Source organism: Saccharopolyspora sp. NPDC047091, assembly GCF_040643635.1.
In the GTDB taxonomy this organism is placed as follows: Bacteria; Actinomycetota; Actinomycetes; order Mycobacteriales; family Pseudonocardiaceae; genus Saccharopolyspora_C.
Genome location: NZ_JBEYUS010000066.1, coordinates 23,242 through 37,454, shown reverse-complemented (window position 1 = coordinate 37,454; position 14,213 = coordinate 23,242). Strand labels below are relative to the sequence as shown.

The 14,213-nt window shown below is 73.1% G+C and carries 15 protein-coding genes and 1 tRNA gene; 5 read left to right on the top strand and 11 right to left on the bottom strand.

The features are described from left to right. The 3 genes from ABZ805_RS23485 to ABZ805_RS23475 form a co-directional block, all read right to left on the bottom strand. Positions 1–1,483: PEP/pyruvate-binding domain-containing protein (locus ABZ805_RS23485; RefSeq protein ID WP_358444093.1), on the bottom strand; the 1,483-nt coding region annotated here is incomplete at its 3' end. Then, entirely contained in the window at positions 1,483–2,127 is a 645-nt protein-coding gene (locus ABZ805_RS23480; protein ID WP_358444090.1) for an isoprenylcysteine carboxylmethyltransferase family protein, read from the bottom strand. The genes ABZ805_RS23485 and ABZ805_RS23480, both read right to left, overlap by 1 nt. After that, positions 2,124–2,933: an AfsA-related hotdog domain-containing protein gene (locus ABZ805_RS23475; protein WP_358444087.1), complete on the bottom strand. Its 810-nt coding sequence runs from the start codon at positions 2,931–2,933 to the stop codon at positions 2,124–2,126. Before ABZ805_RS23475 ends, ABZ805_RS23480 begins: the two co-directional genes overlap by 4 nt. Before the next feature lie 526 nt (positions 2,934–3,459). Between ABZ805_RS23475 and ABZ805_RS23470 the strand changes: the two genes are divergently transcribed. Further along, a complete protein-coding gene (locus tag ABZ805_RS23470) occupies positions 3,460–4,026 on the top strand; it encodes a UTRA domain-containing protein (protein WP_358444084.1) in 567 nt (188 codons plus the stop codon). Between the two features lie 26 nt (positions 4,027–4,052). Next, entirely contained in the window at positions 4,053–4,643 is a 591-nt protein-coding gene (locus tag ABZ805_RS23465; RefSeq protein WP_358444081.1) for a cysteine hydrolase, read from the top strand. A gap of 31 nt (positions 4,644–4,674) precedes the next feature. Here ABZ805_RS23465 and ABZ805_RS23460 read toward each other — a convergent pair whose 3' ends face one another. The 6 genes from ABZ805_RS23460 to ABZ805_RS23435 form a co-directional block, all read right to left on the bottom strand. Beyond that, positions 4,675–5,346 (bottom strand): TIGR02611 family protein, encoded by a 672-nt coding sequence (locus tag ABZ805_RS23460; RefSeq protein ID WP_358444078.1) that lies wholly within the window; start codon positions 5,344–5,346, stop codon positions 4,675–4,677. Positions 5,347–5,387: 41 nt separating this feature from the next. Further along, positions 5,388–6,116 carry a DUF3159 domain-containing protein gene (locus ABZ805_RS23455; protein WP_358444075.1) on the bottom strand — a complete coding sequence of 243 codons (729 nt, stop codon included), beginning with the start codon at positions 6,114–6,116 and terminating at the stop codon, positions 5,388–5,390. A gap of 121 nt (positions 6,117–6,237) precedes the next feature. Next, positions 6,238–6,591, bottom strand: coding sequence for a hypothetical protein (locus tag ABZ805_RS23450; RefSeq protein ID WP_358444072.1), 354 nt, complete (start codon positions 6,589–6,591; stop codon positions 6,238–6,240). A 148-nt stretch (positions 6,592–6,739) separates the two neighbouring features. After that, on the bottom strand, positions 6,740–7,309 hold the full coding sequence (locus ABZ805_RS23445) for a thymidine kinase (protein WP_358444069.1): 570 nt from the start codon (positions 7,307–7,309) through the stop codon (positions 6,740–6,742). Positions 7,310–7,396: 87 nt separating this feature from the next. Then, positions 7,397–8,221 (bottom strand): alpha/beta fold hydrolase, encoded by an 825-nt coding sequence (locus ABZ805_RS23440; RefSeq protein ID WP_358444066.1) that lies wholly within the window; start codon positions 8,219–8,221, stop codon positions 7,397–7,399. After that, the gene (locus tag ABZ805_RS23435; RefSeq protein ID WP_358444063.1) at positions 8,218–9,516 is read right to left on the bottom strand and encodes an LLM class flavin-dependent oxidoreductase; all 1,299 of its coding nucleotides are present in this window, start codon (positions 9,514–9,516) and stop codon (positions 8,218–8,220) included. Before ABZ805_RS23435 ends, ABZ805_RS23440 begins: the two co-directional genes overlap by 4 nt. A gap of 760 nt (positions 9,517–10,276) precedes the next feature. On the opposite strand from ABZ805_RS23435, the gene ABZ805_RS23430 reads away from it, so the two are divergent. From ABZ805_RS23430 to ABZ805_RS23420, 3 genes are read left to right on the top strand one after another with little or no spacing between them, the layout of a single operon-like run. Next, positions 10,277–10,996 carry a type II CAAX endopeptidase family protein gene (locus ABZ805_RS23430; RefSeq protein ID WP_358444060.1) on the top strand — a complete coding sequence of 240 codons (720 nt, stop codon included), beginning with the start codon at positions 10,277–10,279 and terminating at the stop codon, positions 10,994–10,996. Next, complete coding sequence (locus ABZ805_RS23425; protein ID WP_358444057.1) at positions 10,996–12,213, top strand: histidine kinase; 1,218 nt, start codon at positions 10,996–10,998, stop codon at positions 12,211–12,213. Before ABZ805_RS23430 ends, ABZ805_RS23425 begins: the two co-directional genes overlap by 1 nt. Further along, entirely contained in the window at positions 12,210–12,872 is a 663-nt protein-coding gene (locus ABZ805_RS23420) for a response regulator transcription factor (RefSeq protein WP_358444054.1), read from the top strand. The genes ABZ805_RS23425 and ABZ805_RS23420 overlap by 4 nt, the downstream gene beginning before the upstream one ends. Positions 12,873–13,091: 219 nt before the next feature. On the opposite strand, the gene ABZ805_RS23415 is transcribed toward ABZ805_RS23420, so the two are convergent. Next, positions 13,092–13,457, bottom strand: coding sequence for a hypothetical protein (locus tag ABZ805_RS23415; protein ID WP_358444051.1), 366 nt, complete (start codon positions 13,455–13,457; stop codon positions 13,092–13,094). Positions 13,458–14,031: 574 nt separating this feature from the next. After that, a tRNA-Ala gene (locus ABZ805_RS23410) sits at positions 14,032–14,104 on the bottom strand. Between the last annotated feature and the right edge of the window lie 109 nt (positions 14,105–14,213).

Here is a 14,213-nt window from a genome sequence, read left to right as displayed (position 1 = left end):
CCGCGCGCAACTCGGCCTCCCGCGCCTGCGGGACCCGCGCCCCCCAGACCCCCCCGCGGCGGGCCGCCTCCACCCCATCCACCCCGTTCACTACCCCCCCCTGGCCCCGGACGGGCCGGCCCAGCGCCCGCAGCAGCCGGGCGAGCGGCCCGGCGAGCCTGCCGACGACTCCGGGCAGCGTCGGTGCCAGGGAGCGCAGCGAGCCCTCGCCGCTGACGGGCAGGCCCATCATCTGCTCCCAGGAAGCCCGCAGCAGCGGGAAGAACGCGACCTGCCCGTGCAGGTGCAGCCACGAGTCGAGGTCGTAGTAGACGCGGCCGCCGAGATAGCCGATCATCCGGTCCAGCTCGGGCCCGCTCGCGTCGAGCAGCGCCCGGTCCACGCCGTAGCGGCGGTACAGGTCGTGGAAGATCGTGCGGTAGAAGCCGCGGGCGAACGAGTAGGTCAGCGCGGTCGTGGTGCCGGAGAAGCTCTCGGTGACGTTCGCGTTGCTCCACTGCTTGCGGGTGGACAGGTCGATCGCGATGGGCCGGGCCTGCACGAGGCGGATGCTGCCGTCCTCGGTGAGCACGCCTTCGACGTCCTGCGGGGCGCCGAACAGCGCCGCGACCCGGGCGCCGAGCGCGGCGACGTCCCGCACCTGCGCCTCGTCGAGCACCGGCGCGTCGCGCAGTTCCGGCGGCACCGGCAGCGGGACGGGCCCGTCGTCGGGGCGGTCCGGGTCGAGGCCGAGGAGTTCCGGCTTGTGCGCGAGGTGCGACTCGCAGCGGCCGGTGGCCGAGCGCAGGAAGTAGTGGTCCACGCCCACCTTCTCCTGCACGACGCCTTCGCCGATGCCGTACCCGGCGGCGAGCACCGCGTCGTCGGCGCCGGTGGCCGGGTCGCAGGTGAACAGCACGAAGGACTTGGCGCCCAGCACCATCTCCTGCACGCCGACGGACACCGCGAACCCGTCGAGCGCGAGCCCCTGGGCGTGCCGGTACAGCAGCGCTTCGGCGGTGAAGCCGGACGCCCAGCACTCGCGGACCCGGTCCAGGACCCGGTCCCGGCCCACGTACAGGAAGCTCTCCCCCATGCCCGCGAACGGGTCGGCGGCGGAGTCCTCGCTCTCCCGCTCGGAGCGGCCCACGCTGGAGGAGCGGACGGCGACCAGCGCGCCGGGCGCGAAGGTCGCGTCGAACGCGTCGAGCACGCCCTGCTCGACCCCGGCGGGGAACGGGACGTCGAGGAACAGGTCGCGGATGGCCTTCGCGGCGGCGTCGAGGGAGGCGCGGTCGGCGAAGTCGATGGCGTCCAGTTCGCGGCGGATCCCGTCGTCGACCTCCCGCGCCACGTCCCGGAAGACGGCGGCGTCGAGGCAGCAGAAGCGGGGCACCGGCAACCCGGCGGCGCGCATCTCGGCGAGCCGGGCGAACTTGTTGCCGACCTGCGCGCTGGACGGGCGAGCGTCGTCGTGGATCATCGCGGCGGTCACCGTTCCCATCACCACACCGCCGGGATGAGCCGGCGGCGGTCGCGGGCGTAGTCGGGGTAGTCGGGCAGCCGCATCAGGGTGTCCTCCTCGACGAGGATGCGGCGCACCACGGCGGGCACCATGAGCGCGGCGAACGCGAGCGCGCCGTACGGGTTGAGGAACGCGGCCACCAGCCCGAGGTGGGCGAACACCATGCCGGTGTAGGCGGGGTGGCGCACCAGCCGGTAGGGGCCGGTGCTGACGATGGCGTGCCCGTCGACGGTGCGGACGCGGTGCGAGTAGAAGCGGCCGAGCCGGTGCACCGCGGTGAGCCGCAGCACCACCCCGCCGAAGAACACGGCGACGGCACCGGTGCGCAGCAGCCCCCAGCCGTCCCAGGTGTTCGGCGGCAGCGCCACGGCGGCGAGGACGGCCAGCCGGGACAGCCCGTAGAGCTGTAGGCTGCCGCGGTCGGCGGAACTGGTCTCCTGCACCGATCCCTGGAAGGTGACGCGGGATTCCACCAGCGTCCACGCCAGGTAGGCGAGCAGGACGGCGGCTTCGCCGTACCCGGTCGCGCCGTCGAGCAGGCGGCTGCCGATGCCCCAGGCGAGCACCAGCATCCCGCACAGGAAGATCGCGGGCGGGAAGAGGCTTTCCAGCTTGCGGTTCATCGTGCTGCTTCCCGGTTGGCCCAGCGCAGGTGGTCGTACACGCGCGGGGGAACGATCATGCCGGTGAGCCGGACGGAGCCGATCACGTCGCCCGCGGCGAGCAGGTCCACGGCGAACTCGACGCGCTTGCGCCGCATGGTCATCGTGGTGGTGCGGAACCGGACGTCCTCGGTGGCGGCGACGGCGCGGTGCTGCTCGTGCCGCACCCCGCTGAGCACGTACTTCCAGTCCGGCGCCACGTCCCACACCCGGTGCCCGACCAGCGTGATCAGCTGGCGAGCGCCTTCGACGAGTTCGAGCGCGGAGCGGTGCCGCGGGTCGCGGCGGCGCAGCGCGTGGTCCGGGGCGAAGTCGAGGAGCCGCGCGGTGCACCCGGACTCGTCCCCGGCGAAGTCGCCGATGGCGACGTTCTCGGCGCGGTGGCGGTGCACGAGCTCCCGGTCGACCGGGCTCGGCGCGGGCTCGACCGGCCCGGGAGGTGGCGGGTCGTGGTGGTCGCGCAGCGACACGTGCCCGTCGGCGACGACGAGCCCGCCGGAGGAGCAGTACGCGTCCCAGCGCTCCCCGTCGGTCGCGGGGCTGCTCATCAGCACTTCGACCGGCTGGTCGAGCTCGCAGAAGTGGTGGAACTCCACGGCCAGCTCCGCGACGCGCCCCGGGGACGCCGACGCGAGCCCGGCGAGCCCGTCCAGCAGCAGCATGGCGGGCAGGTGGTCCAGCGGGTGGTCGAAGAAGAACGCGTCCGTCGGGTCCGAGACCATCGATCCGGTCATCGTGTGCACGACGGAGTCGATCGTGACGCTCATATTTCTCCTCAAGGCCCTGGGAAGCGGACGAATTGTCCGGCCACCTATTCCAGGACTACCGGAAGTTGATCTAGTGGATTTCCCAGTGTTGGGCCGGAGGAACGCCTCCGAGCCCCGCAGCACCAGGCGAGATCAACGGGTACCGCCGCAGCATCCGGCAGACCTTCTAGGGAAATCAGCAGTCCTCGACATCCGGCTCCCGCGCTGGTCCCGAGCCCGCGGTGATCCGCGACGCAGCCCGGATTCCTCCATTTTCCGCATTGCGCCGCGCATTTCACCCACGCACTGCGGAAATCACCGGAACCTCGATCCTGGAAACAACCCGGCACCCGGTGAAAACGTCGCGGACCATTTCCGCCCGGCACTCGGTCCGAGGCACTCGGTGCCTTTCCGCGTACCGCGCGCCGGAACGGCGGGCCCGCGACCACTCCATCGGCGACGCCGACTCGGGCGGCTGATCGGGCGTCGCGATCGGCGGCGGTGCGACGATGGCCGCGGAGGACGGAACCCACCCGAGGAGGCGTCGATGAGCGCGGCGGCCGAGCACCAGGACCACGAAGGGCCGCCGCGGCTGGTGCGGCTCGACGCCCGCGAGCGGCTGAGCCGGGCGCGCCGGGACCGCGGCGAGGGCGCCTTCCTCGCCGACGCGGCCGCGCAGGGCTTCACCCCGGGCTCCGCCACCCAGGTCTGGTTCGAACCGGCCGCCGACTTCGCCGAACCGTTCGGCATCCGCGCCGGGGACGAGATCTGCGTCCGCGACCGGGTGCTGCGCGCCGACGGCCGCCCGGCGATGCTGGCGGTCTCCCGCTACCCGCGGTCGATCACGGCGGGCACCGCGCTGGAGTGCACCGACACCGGCCCGGGCGGCGCACCGGCCCGCCTCGACGAGCTGGGCCACGGCGCCACCCGCTACGCGGAGGTCGTCACCATCGCGATGGCGACCGAACTGGAACGGCGGGCGCTGGACATCGACCCCGCGCCGCTGCTGCACCTGCGCCGCACCACCTGGAGCGGCGACCGCGTCGTCGAACTCACCGACGTGAAGGTCCCCGCCCTCGCCGCAGAACTCCACTACACCTGGGACGCCTGCTGACCCGCGGCGGAGGGCAGGATCGGGGGATGAGCGGGAAGTGCGCCGTGCTGGCGCTGCACTGGCAGGTCAACGTCATCGCGCCCGAGGGCTTCTTCGGCGAGCTGCTCGCCGGTCCGGTCGCGCGCAGCGGAGTGGTGGGGCGTGCCGCGCGGTTCCACGCGGCCGCCGCCGCGGCGGGCGCCGAGCTGGTGTTCACCCGCTTCACCGTGCCCGCCGGGGAGGGCGAACTGGTCCGCAACACCGCGTTCATGTGCGCGGTCGCCGAGGCGCAGGAGTCGTTCCGGCCGGACGCACCGGGCGCGGCGCTGATCCCGGAGCTGGCCGGGCAGCCGGATCTGGTGGTGGACAACCAGAAGCTGTCCGGGCTCGCGGGCAACGACCTCGCGGTCCGGTTGCGCGAGCGGGGCGTGGAGACGCTGTTCCTCACCGGGGTCGCCACCGATCTCACCGTCGAGCAGACCGCGCGGCACGCCACCGATCTGGGATTCCGGGCGCACGTGGTCACCGACTGCACGGCGGCCGCCGACGAGGCGGCGCACGAGGCGTCCCTCGCATCGCTGACCCGGACCACGGCGGGGAACCGCACCGCGGCGGAAGCCCTCGCGGCCTGCCGCTGAGCCGCCGCGACCGACCCGGCGGGGAGGCCGGTCAGCCGAGCGGGGACATCAGGAACGGGAGGTCCACGCCGAGCAGGCGGGCGCCGAACTCGAACGCGCCGAGCAGCCACACCGTGCCGAGCACCACGGCCGCCGTCGCCGCGAGCAGCAGCAGCCGGACCGCGGGGTGCCTGCCGCGCTGCCACTCGTTCCACCGGTCGTAGCGGTGGCGCAGGAAGGCGAGCGCGCGGCGGGCGGTCGCGAACTCGGTGCCGAGCACGGCGAGCCCGGCGAACGCCACGACCCAGCCGGGCCCGGGGTACGGGATCATGATGATCCCCGCGACGAGCACCGCGGTGCCCGCGATCCCGATGCCCGCGCGCCAGGCCAGGTCGGCGGCGCGGCTGCGGCGGGCCCGGTCCCGCCGCGCGCGGTACCGGTCGCGCAGGCTCGGGCGCGTAGCGGCGGTGGAGCCGGTGGCGGGTTCGGTGACCGGTTCGGTAGCGGAACCGACGGCGGATTCGACGACCGGTTCGGTAGCGGAACCGACGGCGGATAGGACGACCGGTTCGCTGGCGGAGCCGACGACGGGCTCGGCGGCGGAACCGACGGCGGGTTCGCTGGCGGAGCCGACGGTTGATTCGGCGACCGGTTCAGTGGCGGGACCGACGGCGGGTTCGGTGGTCGGTTCGGCGGCAGGTTCGGTGGTGGCGGTGCCGTGCACGTTCGTCCTCCGGATCCGTTGCGCCCCAGTGCTTTCCGCGCTCACGCCTGCCGGAGGAGGCGCTTGCTGGTGCGGCGGAACGCCCAGACGACGACCAGCGCGCCGAGCACGGTCAGCGGCGTGCCCATCGCGACGCGGGCGACCGCCAGGCCACCGGTGGTGTCGATGACGTAGAGCCACTGCTGCACGGCGAACCGGGCGCCGAACACGAGCGCCGCCGCGAGGGTCGCGAGGTCGTGGGCGCGCAGGCTCGCCCGATCCGCGCGCCACGCGTGCTGCCCGCCGTGCACCAGGTTCCAGACCACGCCGGTCACGGGCCGCCGGGCCAGCAGCGAACCCGCGGTGAGCACGAATCCGGCCAGCGCGGCCCAGATCCCGATGGCGAAGAAGTCCTTCGCCGACCCGGTCCACACCGCGAGCCCGACCGCGACGCCGACCGCGATCAGCCCGCCGACGGCGGAGGAGAACCTCTCGCCGCGCAGCATCCGGAACGCGGTCAGCAGCACCGCGCCGCCGACGGCGACGGCGCTGGTCACCGGCAGCGGCAGGAACGAGTTCGCCGCGGCGAAGACGATGACGGGCGCCGTGGAGTACAGGAATCCCATCGGCCCGCCGACCTGGTCCAGGACGGACGGCTTCGGCGCGGCGACCGCCTCGATCTGCTCGGTCGGCTGCTCGGTGCGCTCGGTCGGCTGCTCGATCAGCTCGGTGGGCCGCCCGATCCGCTCGGTGCGGTCGTCGGTGCGCGGTTCCTGCTTCGTGTCCGCCATGGTCCTCAACTCCTCGATCGACTTCCGTGGACGAGGAGAAGGAAAAGGCGTGCCGCAACGTCATGCTCAAGGAACCGTGAGCCACTTCACAACCAGGTTCCCGACCGGCGCCCGCCCAGCGCTACGACGCGTCGCCCGCACCGGCGGAGCCGGCCGCTCCGGCCGTGCTCAGCGAGTCCCAGATCCGCAGCACGTGGCCGACCGCGGCGTCGACGGTGCGCAACGGGACGCCGTCGCGGGCTTCGGTGGAGATGCCCCACATGAACCCGGCGAACACCGCAGCCGGCTCGGCGGGAGCGCGGTCGGCGGGGAGCTCCCCGGCGTCGACGGCCCGCCCGATGCAGGCGGCCACGTCGCGGCGGACCTCCGCCCGGCGCTCCGCCGCGAACGAGCGGGCCCGTTCGTGCCCGGCCGCGCCCGCGGTGGCCGAGAGCACGACCAGGCAGCCGCCGGGGTGGCCCGGACCGGTCTGCATCGCGGACGACCGCCTCGACCCGCGACTTCGAAGTCCACAATGGACAATTCGGGGGTCCGCCGCTCGCGCGGAACCGGCCCCGCCGCGCGCTCCGGACCCCGGAACGTCACGACCTCGGACCGAGCTCCGGCGGCCCGCCACCCGTCGTTCAGCCGAGGGTGCCGACGTGCTGCAGGTAGCAGTTGCCGCACATGGACTCGTAACCGACTTCGCCGTCGATCGCGACCTGGCTGCCCGCCCGGGTGAACTCGCCGTCGAGGGTGCGCGCGTTGAACGTGGCCTTGCGCCCGCAGCGGCAGACGGTCTTGAGCTCCTCGATGGAGTGCGCCAGTTCCATCAGCCGGAGGCTGCCCGGGAAGCCGCGGGTGCGGAAGTCGCTGCGCAGCCCGTAGGCGATCACCGGGATGCCGTCGAGCACGGCGAGCCGGAACAGGTCCTCGACCTGCGGTCCGGTGAGGAACTGGGCTTCGTCGACGAGGACGCAGTCCGGCGCGCCCCCGGCGAGCACCGCGTCCCGCAGCAGGTCGTCCACCCCCGGCACCACGTCGACCTCGCGGGTCACCATGATCCGGGACAGCACCACCGGGCTCTTGGTGTCGAGCTTCGGCTTCACGACGACCACGCGCTGGCCGCGCTCCTGGTAGTTGTGCGCCACCTGGATCAGCGCCGTCGACTTGCCCGAGTTCATCGCGCCGTACCGGAAGTAGAGCTTCGCCACGACCGCGAAGCTAACCACAGCGCCGCGCGGCGACATCGCGGCACCGGCCGGACGCGTCCCCTGCGCGCCCGGCCGGTGCCGGGCCGTTCATCGGGCGTCGAGGAACGCGGCGACCGCCGCGGCCGTCTCCGCGAACCGCTCGGCCTGCGGCACGTGCCCGCAGTCGTCGATGAGCACGACCCGGCTGTCCGGCAACTCCGCTTCCCACTCGTCGGCGTACCCGGCGGGGACCAACCGGTCCTGCCGCCCCCAGACGAGCAGGACGGGCGCGCGAAGCCGGTGCAGCCGCGCCCGCAGCCGCCGGTCGGGGATGGGCCAGGCGAACTTGCCGGTCGCTCCGATCGCCCACACCTGCGCGGCGATCGCCGCGGCCGCGACGTCGGGATCCTCGGGCAGCGCCAGCGCGGCCCTGGCGGCAGGCCCGGCGGGATCGTGGAAGAGCAGTTCCGGCTGGTCCTGGGGTGCGGCGGCGATCCAGTTCGCGACCGGCAGGTCGTCCCGCCACAAGCCCACCGGAGCCAGCAGGACGACCTCGGCGGCCAGCGCGGGGAACGCCGCGGCGAGTTCGGCGGCGAGCATGCCGCCGAAGGAGTGGCCGACGATCGCGGGCCGCCGCAGGCCGAGCGCGCGCACCAGCTCTTCGTAGATCAGCACGACGTCGGCGAGCGCGTCGACCCGGTGCACCGCGTAGGGGTCACCCGCGCTGGTACCGGGGAATTCGGGGGCGAAGACGGTGCGCTCCCGCGCCAGCGCGGACAGGAACGGGTCCCAGCCGAGCCCGCCCGCGGAGTGCAGGTAGAGCAGCGGGGCGCCGGTACCGGCCACCTTGACCCGGATGGTGATCGCGTCGTTCCAGACCGGCACCGACCGTTCCGCGATGGCGGGTTCGGCCGTCTCGTCGAGCGTGGTCATCTGGTCGCCGCCTTCCGCGTCGGGCCGGTCGCGGGCATGCCCGCCGCCGCGGCGGTGCCGGGCGTGACCGGGGTGGGGTCGCCGCCCAGCCGGGCCGGCCACCAGTGGTGGGCGTGCGCACCGTCGTTCCACAGCTCCCGCAGGAAGGGCGCGACCTCGTCGGCGAACAGCCGGATGTTCTTCATGGCGAGGTCGCGCGGCAGCGAGCCGAAGCCGAGCATCGCGTGCAGGGTGCCGATCCCGTAGCTCGCGCAGAAGTCGCGCACCTGCTCCCGGACGGTCGCGGGGCTGCCGCAGATGACGGCACCGGACTCCACGAGCTCGCGGAACGTCGCGGTGCGCATCCGCGGGTAGAGCCCGAAGTCGCCGGGATCCTTCGCCAGGGCTTCGAGCCCGCGGATGTCGATGCCTCCCGGCAGGCCGAGCAAGTGCGGCGGCAGGCAGCCCAGTCCTTTGCGGAACGCGTACTCGAGGTGCGCGGCGTAGTCCGCCTCCGCCCGCTCGTCGGTCTCGGCGACGGCGATGGCCTGCACGAATCCGAGCCGGTGCGGGTTGCGGGGCACGCCCACCTGGTCGGCGATCTCCCAGAACCGGTCGAAGATCCGCTTCCCGGTGAGCTTCGCGCCGAACCAGCTCAGGTAGTTGAAGCCGAAGTTCCGCTCCAGGCACAGCTGCATCGTGCGCGGATTGCCGATCCCGGTGATCCACACCGGCGGGGCGGGCTGGTGCGGGCGGGGCCAGATGTTGACCTCGGGGTACTGGCCGTACCGCCCGTTGTGCGCGAACGGTTCCCGCTCGCGCCACGCGCGCAGGACCAGTTCCAGGTTCTCGTCGAACCGCGGCCGGATCTCGATCGGGGGCACGCCGTTGTTGAGGCCCGCGTCGTAGTGCAGGCCGATCGGGAATCCGGCGACGAGTCGGCCGCCGCTGAGCACGTCGATGAACGCGTATTCCTCCGCGACCCGGAGGGGTTCGCGCGCCTTTCCCAATGAGCGTCCCATCGGGAAGATCGCGACGTCGAGCCCTTCCGATTCGGTCAGGTAGGCGAGCGCGCTGCTCACCAGGTCGGGGTTGGGCATCATGTCGTAGCTCGACTGGGCGTGCTCGGTCATGCTGATGCCGTCGAATCCCGCGCGGGCCCCGTGCACCAGCTCGTCCATGAAGTCGCGGATCGAGGAGTAGACCCCGTCCCGATCGGCCACCGAATAGGGCGTGTCGCAGACGGATTTGCAGTTGTCCTCGAAGTCGTCGGGCAGGTACCGGTAAGGAGCCTGCTCGAACAGGGTGATCTTCATCGATCCTCCTTCGGAAATCGTGGTTCGCGCTGCGGGGAGATCGGTTCGAAGCCTGGTACCCCGATGCCGACACCGCATCTGAGCTGGGGTTCAACGGACGCGGGCGGTCCCGGTCCGGGGCCGGGCGAAACCGGGGCGCGCATTCCGCCGGCCGCCGGGTGGATCACGACCGCCGAACCGGCCGCCGCAGCGGAGTGGCGTGGCGGGTCGTTCTCCCGGCCGACTTCCGCCGGGAGACCGCCTGGATTCGGCACGGACCGCTCACCTCCTCCGCGCGCTGCGACGACTGTCGCACGAACAGCGTCCTGCTGCGGAAGACCGAATGGTGACCGAATTCGGACAACACCGATCCGAGTGCGGTGCGGCGGCCCCGCAATTGTCATCGCCAGGAGGAATGTGCGGAGCGGTTGCGTCGAATTCGCCATTTCCGGGAGGGGTGGCGGAACTGGACATCACCCGTGCGGCGGCCGCCCGATCGCCGCCGCCGCGGAACCGCCCGCCACGGCCGGGAGTTCGGGCTCCCGCAGGGGCGGCGGGTTCCGCGGCGGATCGGCGCACCCGAACCCGCGAGGGCGCGCGGAGGGCGATCCGCCCGCGATCGGCCCCGCGCCGGGGGGCGATGATCGACCCGGGCTCCACCCGCGGGTTGACGCGCCCCGCGGCGCGGATTCCTACCGTCGTGTCGACTGCTGCGGGCGAAGAGGGGAACCGAGATGAGCGAACGCGCACAGCGCACCGACCGGGCGCGGGCAGGTGCGGCGTGACGGCGGGCGACGTCGCCGGGCGGGAACGGCCGGCGCGCGGGCGGACGAGCCCGCGACCGGGGTGGACGGAGATCGCGGTCGGGCTCGCCGGTTCCACCGCCCTCACCTTCGGGTTGACCATCGCGGTGCACGCGATCGCCGGGCAGCTGGTGTTCGACGTGTTCCTGATGGCGCTGTCGTTCATCGCAGCGGGCGGCGGGTTCGCCTTGGCGGCCGCGGTGCGGATCCGCTCGGTGGCGGCGTTCGGGCTGCGGCGCACCACGGCGCGCCGGCTGCTGGTCGGGCTCGCCGCCGGGGTGCTGGCGTTCGCGCTGAAGTTCCCGGTGACGAAGGTCTACGTCGGGTTGACCGGCGACGCGGGCAACCCGCAGGCGATGTGGTCCACGGCCGCGGCCGACGGTGTGCTGCCGATGGTCCTGGCCTTCCTGCTGCTCGGCGTGCTCACGCCCATCGGGGAGGAACTGCTCTTCCGCGGCGTGATCACGACCGCGCTGCTGCGCTACGGCGCGGTCGCCGGGGTCCTCGGCAGTGCGGTGATCTTCGCCGTGCTGCACGGCAACATCGTCACCGCGCTGTCGGGGCTGATCGTCGGGTTGGTCGCCGGTGAGCTGCGGCGGCGCAGCGACTCGGTCTGGCCGGGCGTCGCCGCGCACATCACGTTCAACCTCCTGAGCAACGTGCTGGCGTTCGTGGTGCTGCCCCTGGTGGGCGGCTGATGGCGCGGGCGGCGGGGCGAGCGGGCACGTCTCCGGCGCGGCTCGTGGCGGGGGTGGTCGTGCGGCTGGCCGCGCTCGCGGTCATCGCGTGCGGATCGGTCACCTTCGGCCCCGGCTTGGGCGGCACCGGCAGGCAGCTGGTGGCGCTGGTGTGCACCGCCGCCGCCTGCGCCGGGTGGCTGGGGTGGACCGCGACGAGCCACAGCCCGTCGGCGGGCGCCGCGGTGCCCGCCGGTGGGGCCGCCCGGAAGGTGCTGTGGACCTCGGTGTCGCTGTTGAGCGTGTCGGGTTCGGTGCTGGCCGGGGTGAGCCCGGCGTCGCCCGCCTTCGCGCTGGGCGCGACGGGGATCTTCGCCGCGGCGCTGGTGCTGGAGGCAGTCCCGGCGGTCGGGTTGCTCGTCGTGTCCGTGGCCGGGATGGCGATCGGCACGGCGGTGTTCGGGCACTCCTGGCCGCTGTTCGCCGCCTACGGCGCCGCGAACGCGGGGCTCCTGCTGGGCGGCTTCAACCACGGCCAGCACCGGGCGCGGCTGGCCCAGGCCGAGGAGCTGGCGGCGCAGACCCGGCGGGCCCAGGAGGAGCACCGGCTGGCCGGGGTGCTCGCCGAGCGCACCCGGATCGCCCGCGAGATCCACGACGTGCTCGCGCATTCGCTGGGTGCGCTGGCGGTGCAGCTCGACGCGACCGACGCGGTGCTCGAAGCGGAGGACGCCTCGGCGCGGTCGCGGGAGAACCTGCGGCGGGCGCACCGGCTCGCGGTCGACGGCTTGGCCGAGACGCGGCGGGCGATCGGTGCTCTCCGCGGCGAGAGCAGTCCCCTGCCCGACCAGCTCCAGGCCTTGGTCGCGCAGCACCGGGAGCACGCCGCGGCGCACCTGGCCGTCACCGGGGTGGTGCGCGCGCTGTCGTCCGACGTGGTGCTCGCCGTGGTCCGCACCGCCCAGGAGGCGCTCACCAACGCGACCAAGCACGCCCCGGGGAGCCGCAGCGACCTCGCGTTCGCCTTCGGGCAGGATCGGATCGTGTTCACCGCCACCACATCGGCAGGGCCCGCGACCGGGTCCGGCGTGCTGGCGGGCACCGGCGGCGGCTACGGCCTCACCGGGCTGACCGAGCGCGCCGCGCTCCTGGGCGGCGAGCTCGACGCCGGACCCGCACCCGGCGGCGGCTGGGTGGTGCGGCTCGTGCTGCCCGCCGCCGGTGAGGCGGGGACGTGAGCGACGAGGTCACGACCGTGCGGGTGGTCGTCGCCGATGACCAGACCGTCGTGCGCGAGGGCCTGGTCACCATGCTCGACCTGGTGCCGGACATCGAGGTCCTCGGCGCGGCCGCGGACGGCGCCGCGGCGATCGCCCTGGTGCAGCGGTGCGCACCCGACGTGGTGCTGATGGACCTGCACATGCCCGGCATCGACGGCACCGAGGCGACCGCCCGGCTCCGCGCCGAGCATCCCGGCGTGCGCGTGGTGGTGCTGACCACGTACGCGGACGAGGAGTCGATCCTCGGCGCCCTGCGCGCGGGCGCGCTCGGCTACCTGACCAAGGACGCCGGGCGCGCCCAGATCACCCGCGCCGTGCACGCCGCGGCGACCGGCCAAGCCGTGCTGGACCCGGACGTGCAGGCGCGCCTGCTGGCCGCGGCGACCCCACCACCGCAACCGGGTCCGGTCGCCGCCCCGGACGGCCTGACCCACCGGGAGGTGGAGATCCTCGGCCTGATCGCCCAGGGGCTGTCCAACCGGGAGATCGGGTGCGCCCTGTTCATCGGCATGGCCACCGTGAAGACCCACATCAACCACCTCCTCGCGAAGACGGCGCAGCGCGACCGCGCCCAGCTGGTGTCCTACGCGTACCGCCACCACCTGGCCCCGCCGTGACCGAACCCGCCACCGGGGCGACGCGGTGGCGGTCGGCCGCGATTCCGGCCGCGCAGGCCTCTATCAGCGGCCCCACCTCGTGCGTTCGCGCCCGAGCGCACGAGCGGCCGCGCATCCCCGCCCGACCACCGCCGACGACTTCACCCGACGTCCTCCAGCGGTGCCCACCGATCCCGCCTCGCGGTCGAAGCGGTAGGGCGGTGCGCACCGCCCGTCCGATCAGCCGCCGGCTCGCCACCCGATGGGCAGTGAAACCGCGTGGTACCCAGGAGATCCGGTTTTCAGGTGCTCCTCGGCAGCACGCCGTTCAGCGGCATCCCGGTCCGCGTAGACGGCGATGCCGATCGGATCGTCCGGTCCCCCGTCGACGTCATCACCACCCAGCAACACCACGTGGATGACCTCGCCGTCCGCCAACGAGGTGGTCCCCTCCGCAGAGCCGATCAGCGGATGCTCTTCCCACGAGGCGTACCGACCGCCAGCGGAGCTCTGCTCCTTGATCCGCTCAGCCTCGACCTCCCCGGCACAGACCGCGATCAACGGCTCCACACCGGGCGGGCTCGTACGCTCGTAGACCACACGCACGAGCGGCTCATGCACCGCAGGCCTCGTCCGTTTGCGCCTGATGAACCCGCGTTCCATTCCCACTCGCAGGGACCTACATCGCCCCAGGGAGCACGGGTCGCCCACCGCAGCCGCACTGGGGAGAACTCGGCCGCAAGTTTCGACGCGTAGTGGAGCGAAGGGTCAACGCTGCATTCCCACCGGACGCTGCTGAAGCCGCTAGCCGCGCGCATGGCATGTGCAACGTGTCCCTCGAAATGTACGAACGACACCGTCGACCCTGGCGTCTTTCTCCTGGCAGGCGTCAGTGAGACCAGTGCCTGGACCCGCACCACCATCAGCGAGGAGGTGCAACAGCGGGCCATGCAGCACCAGCAGCTGCCAAGATCTCTCCTCAGAGGGAGAGAGCTCAAGCGGAGCTCATCCCGATGGCGCCGCGCCACGACACGGCCACCGCACCAGATCGAGTCTGGGGCGAAGGAACCTCTCGTCTGCCCTCCAGAGCGACGACAACGGCCGGAAGGGGTAGTCACCCGATACGGAAACAGGCCCGATGCTCAGCTGAGCATCGGGCCTGCGACCTGCGATTCTAGGGTGGAGCTGAGGGGATTCGAACCCCTGACCCCTTGACTGCCAGTCAAGTGCGCTACCAACTGCGCCACAGCCCCTGATTCACTTGTGCGGTTCCCGGTTCCGATTTCCGGTCCCGTTCGCCTCGTGCCTGCATACAGTACAACAGGCCCGCGAGGCCCCCGTGAAGGGGGGTCCCTTTCGATC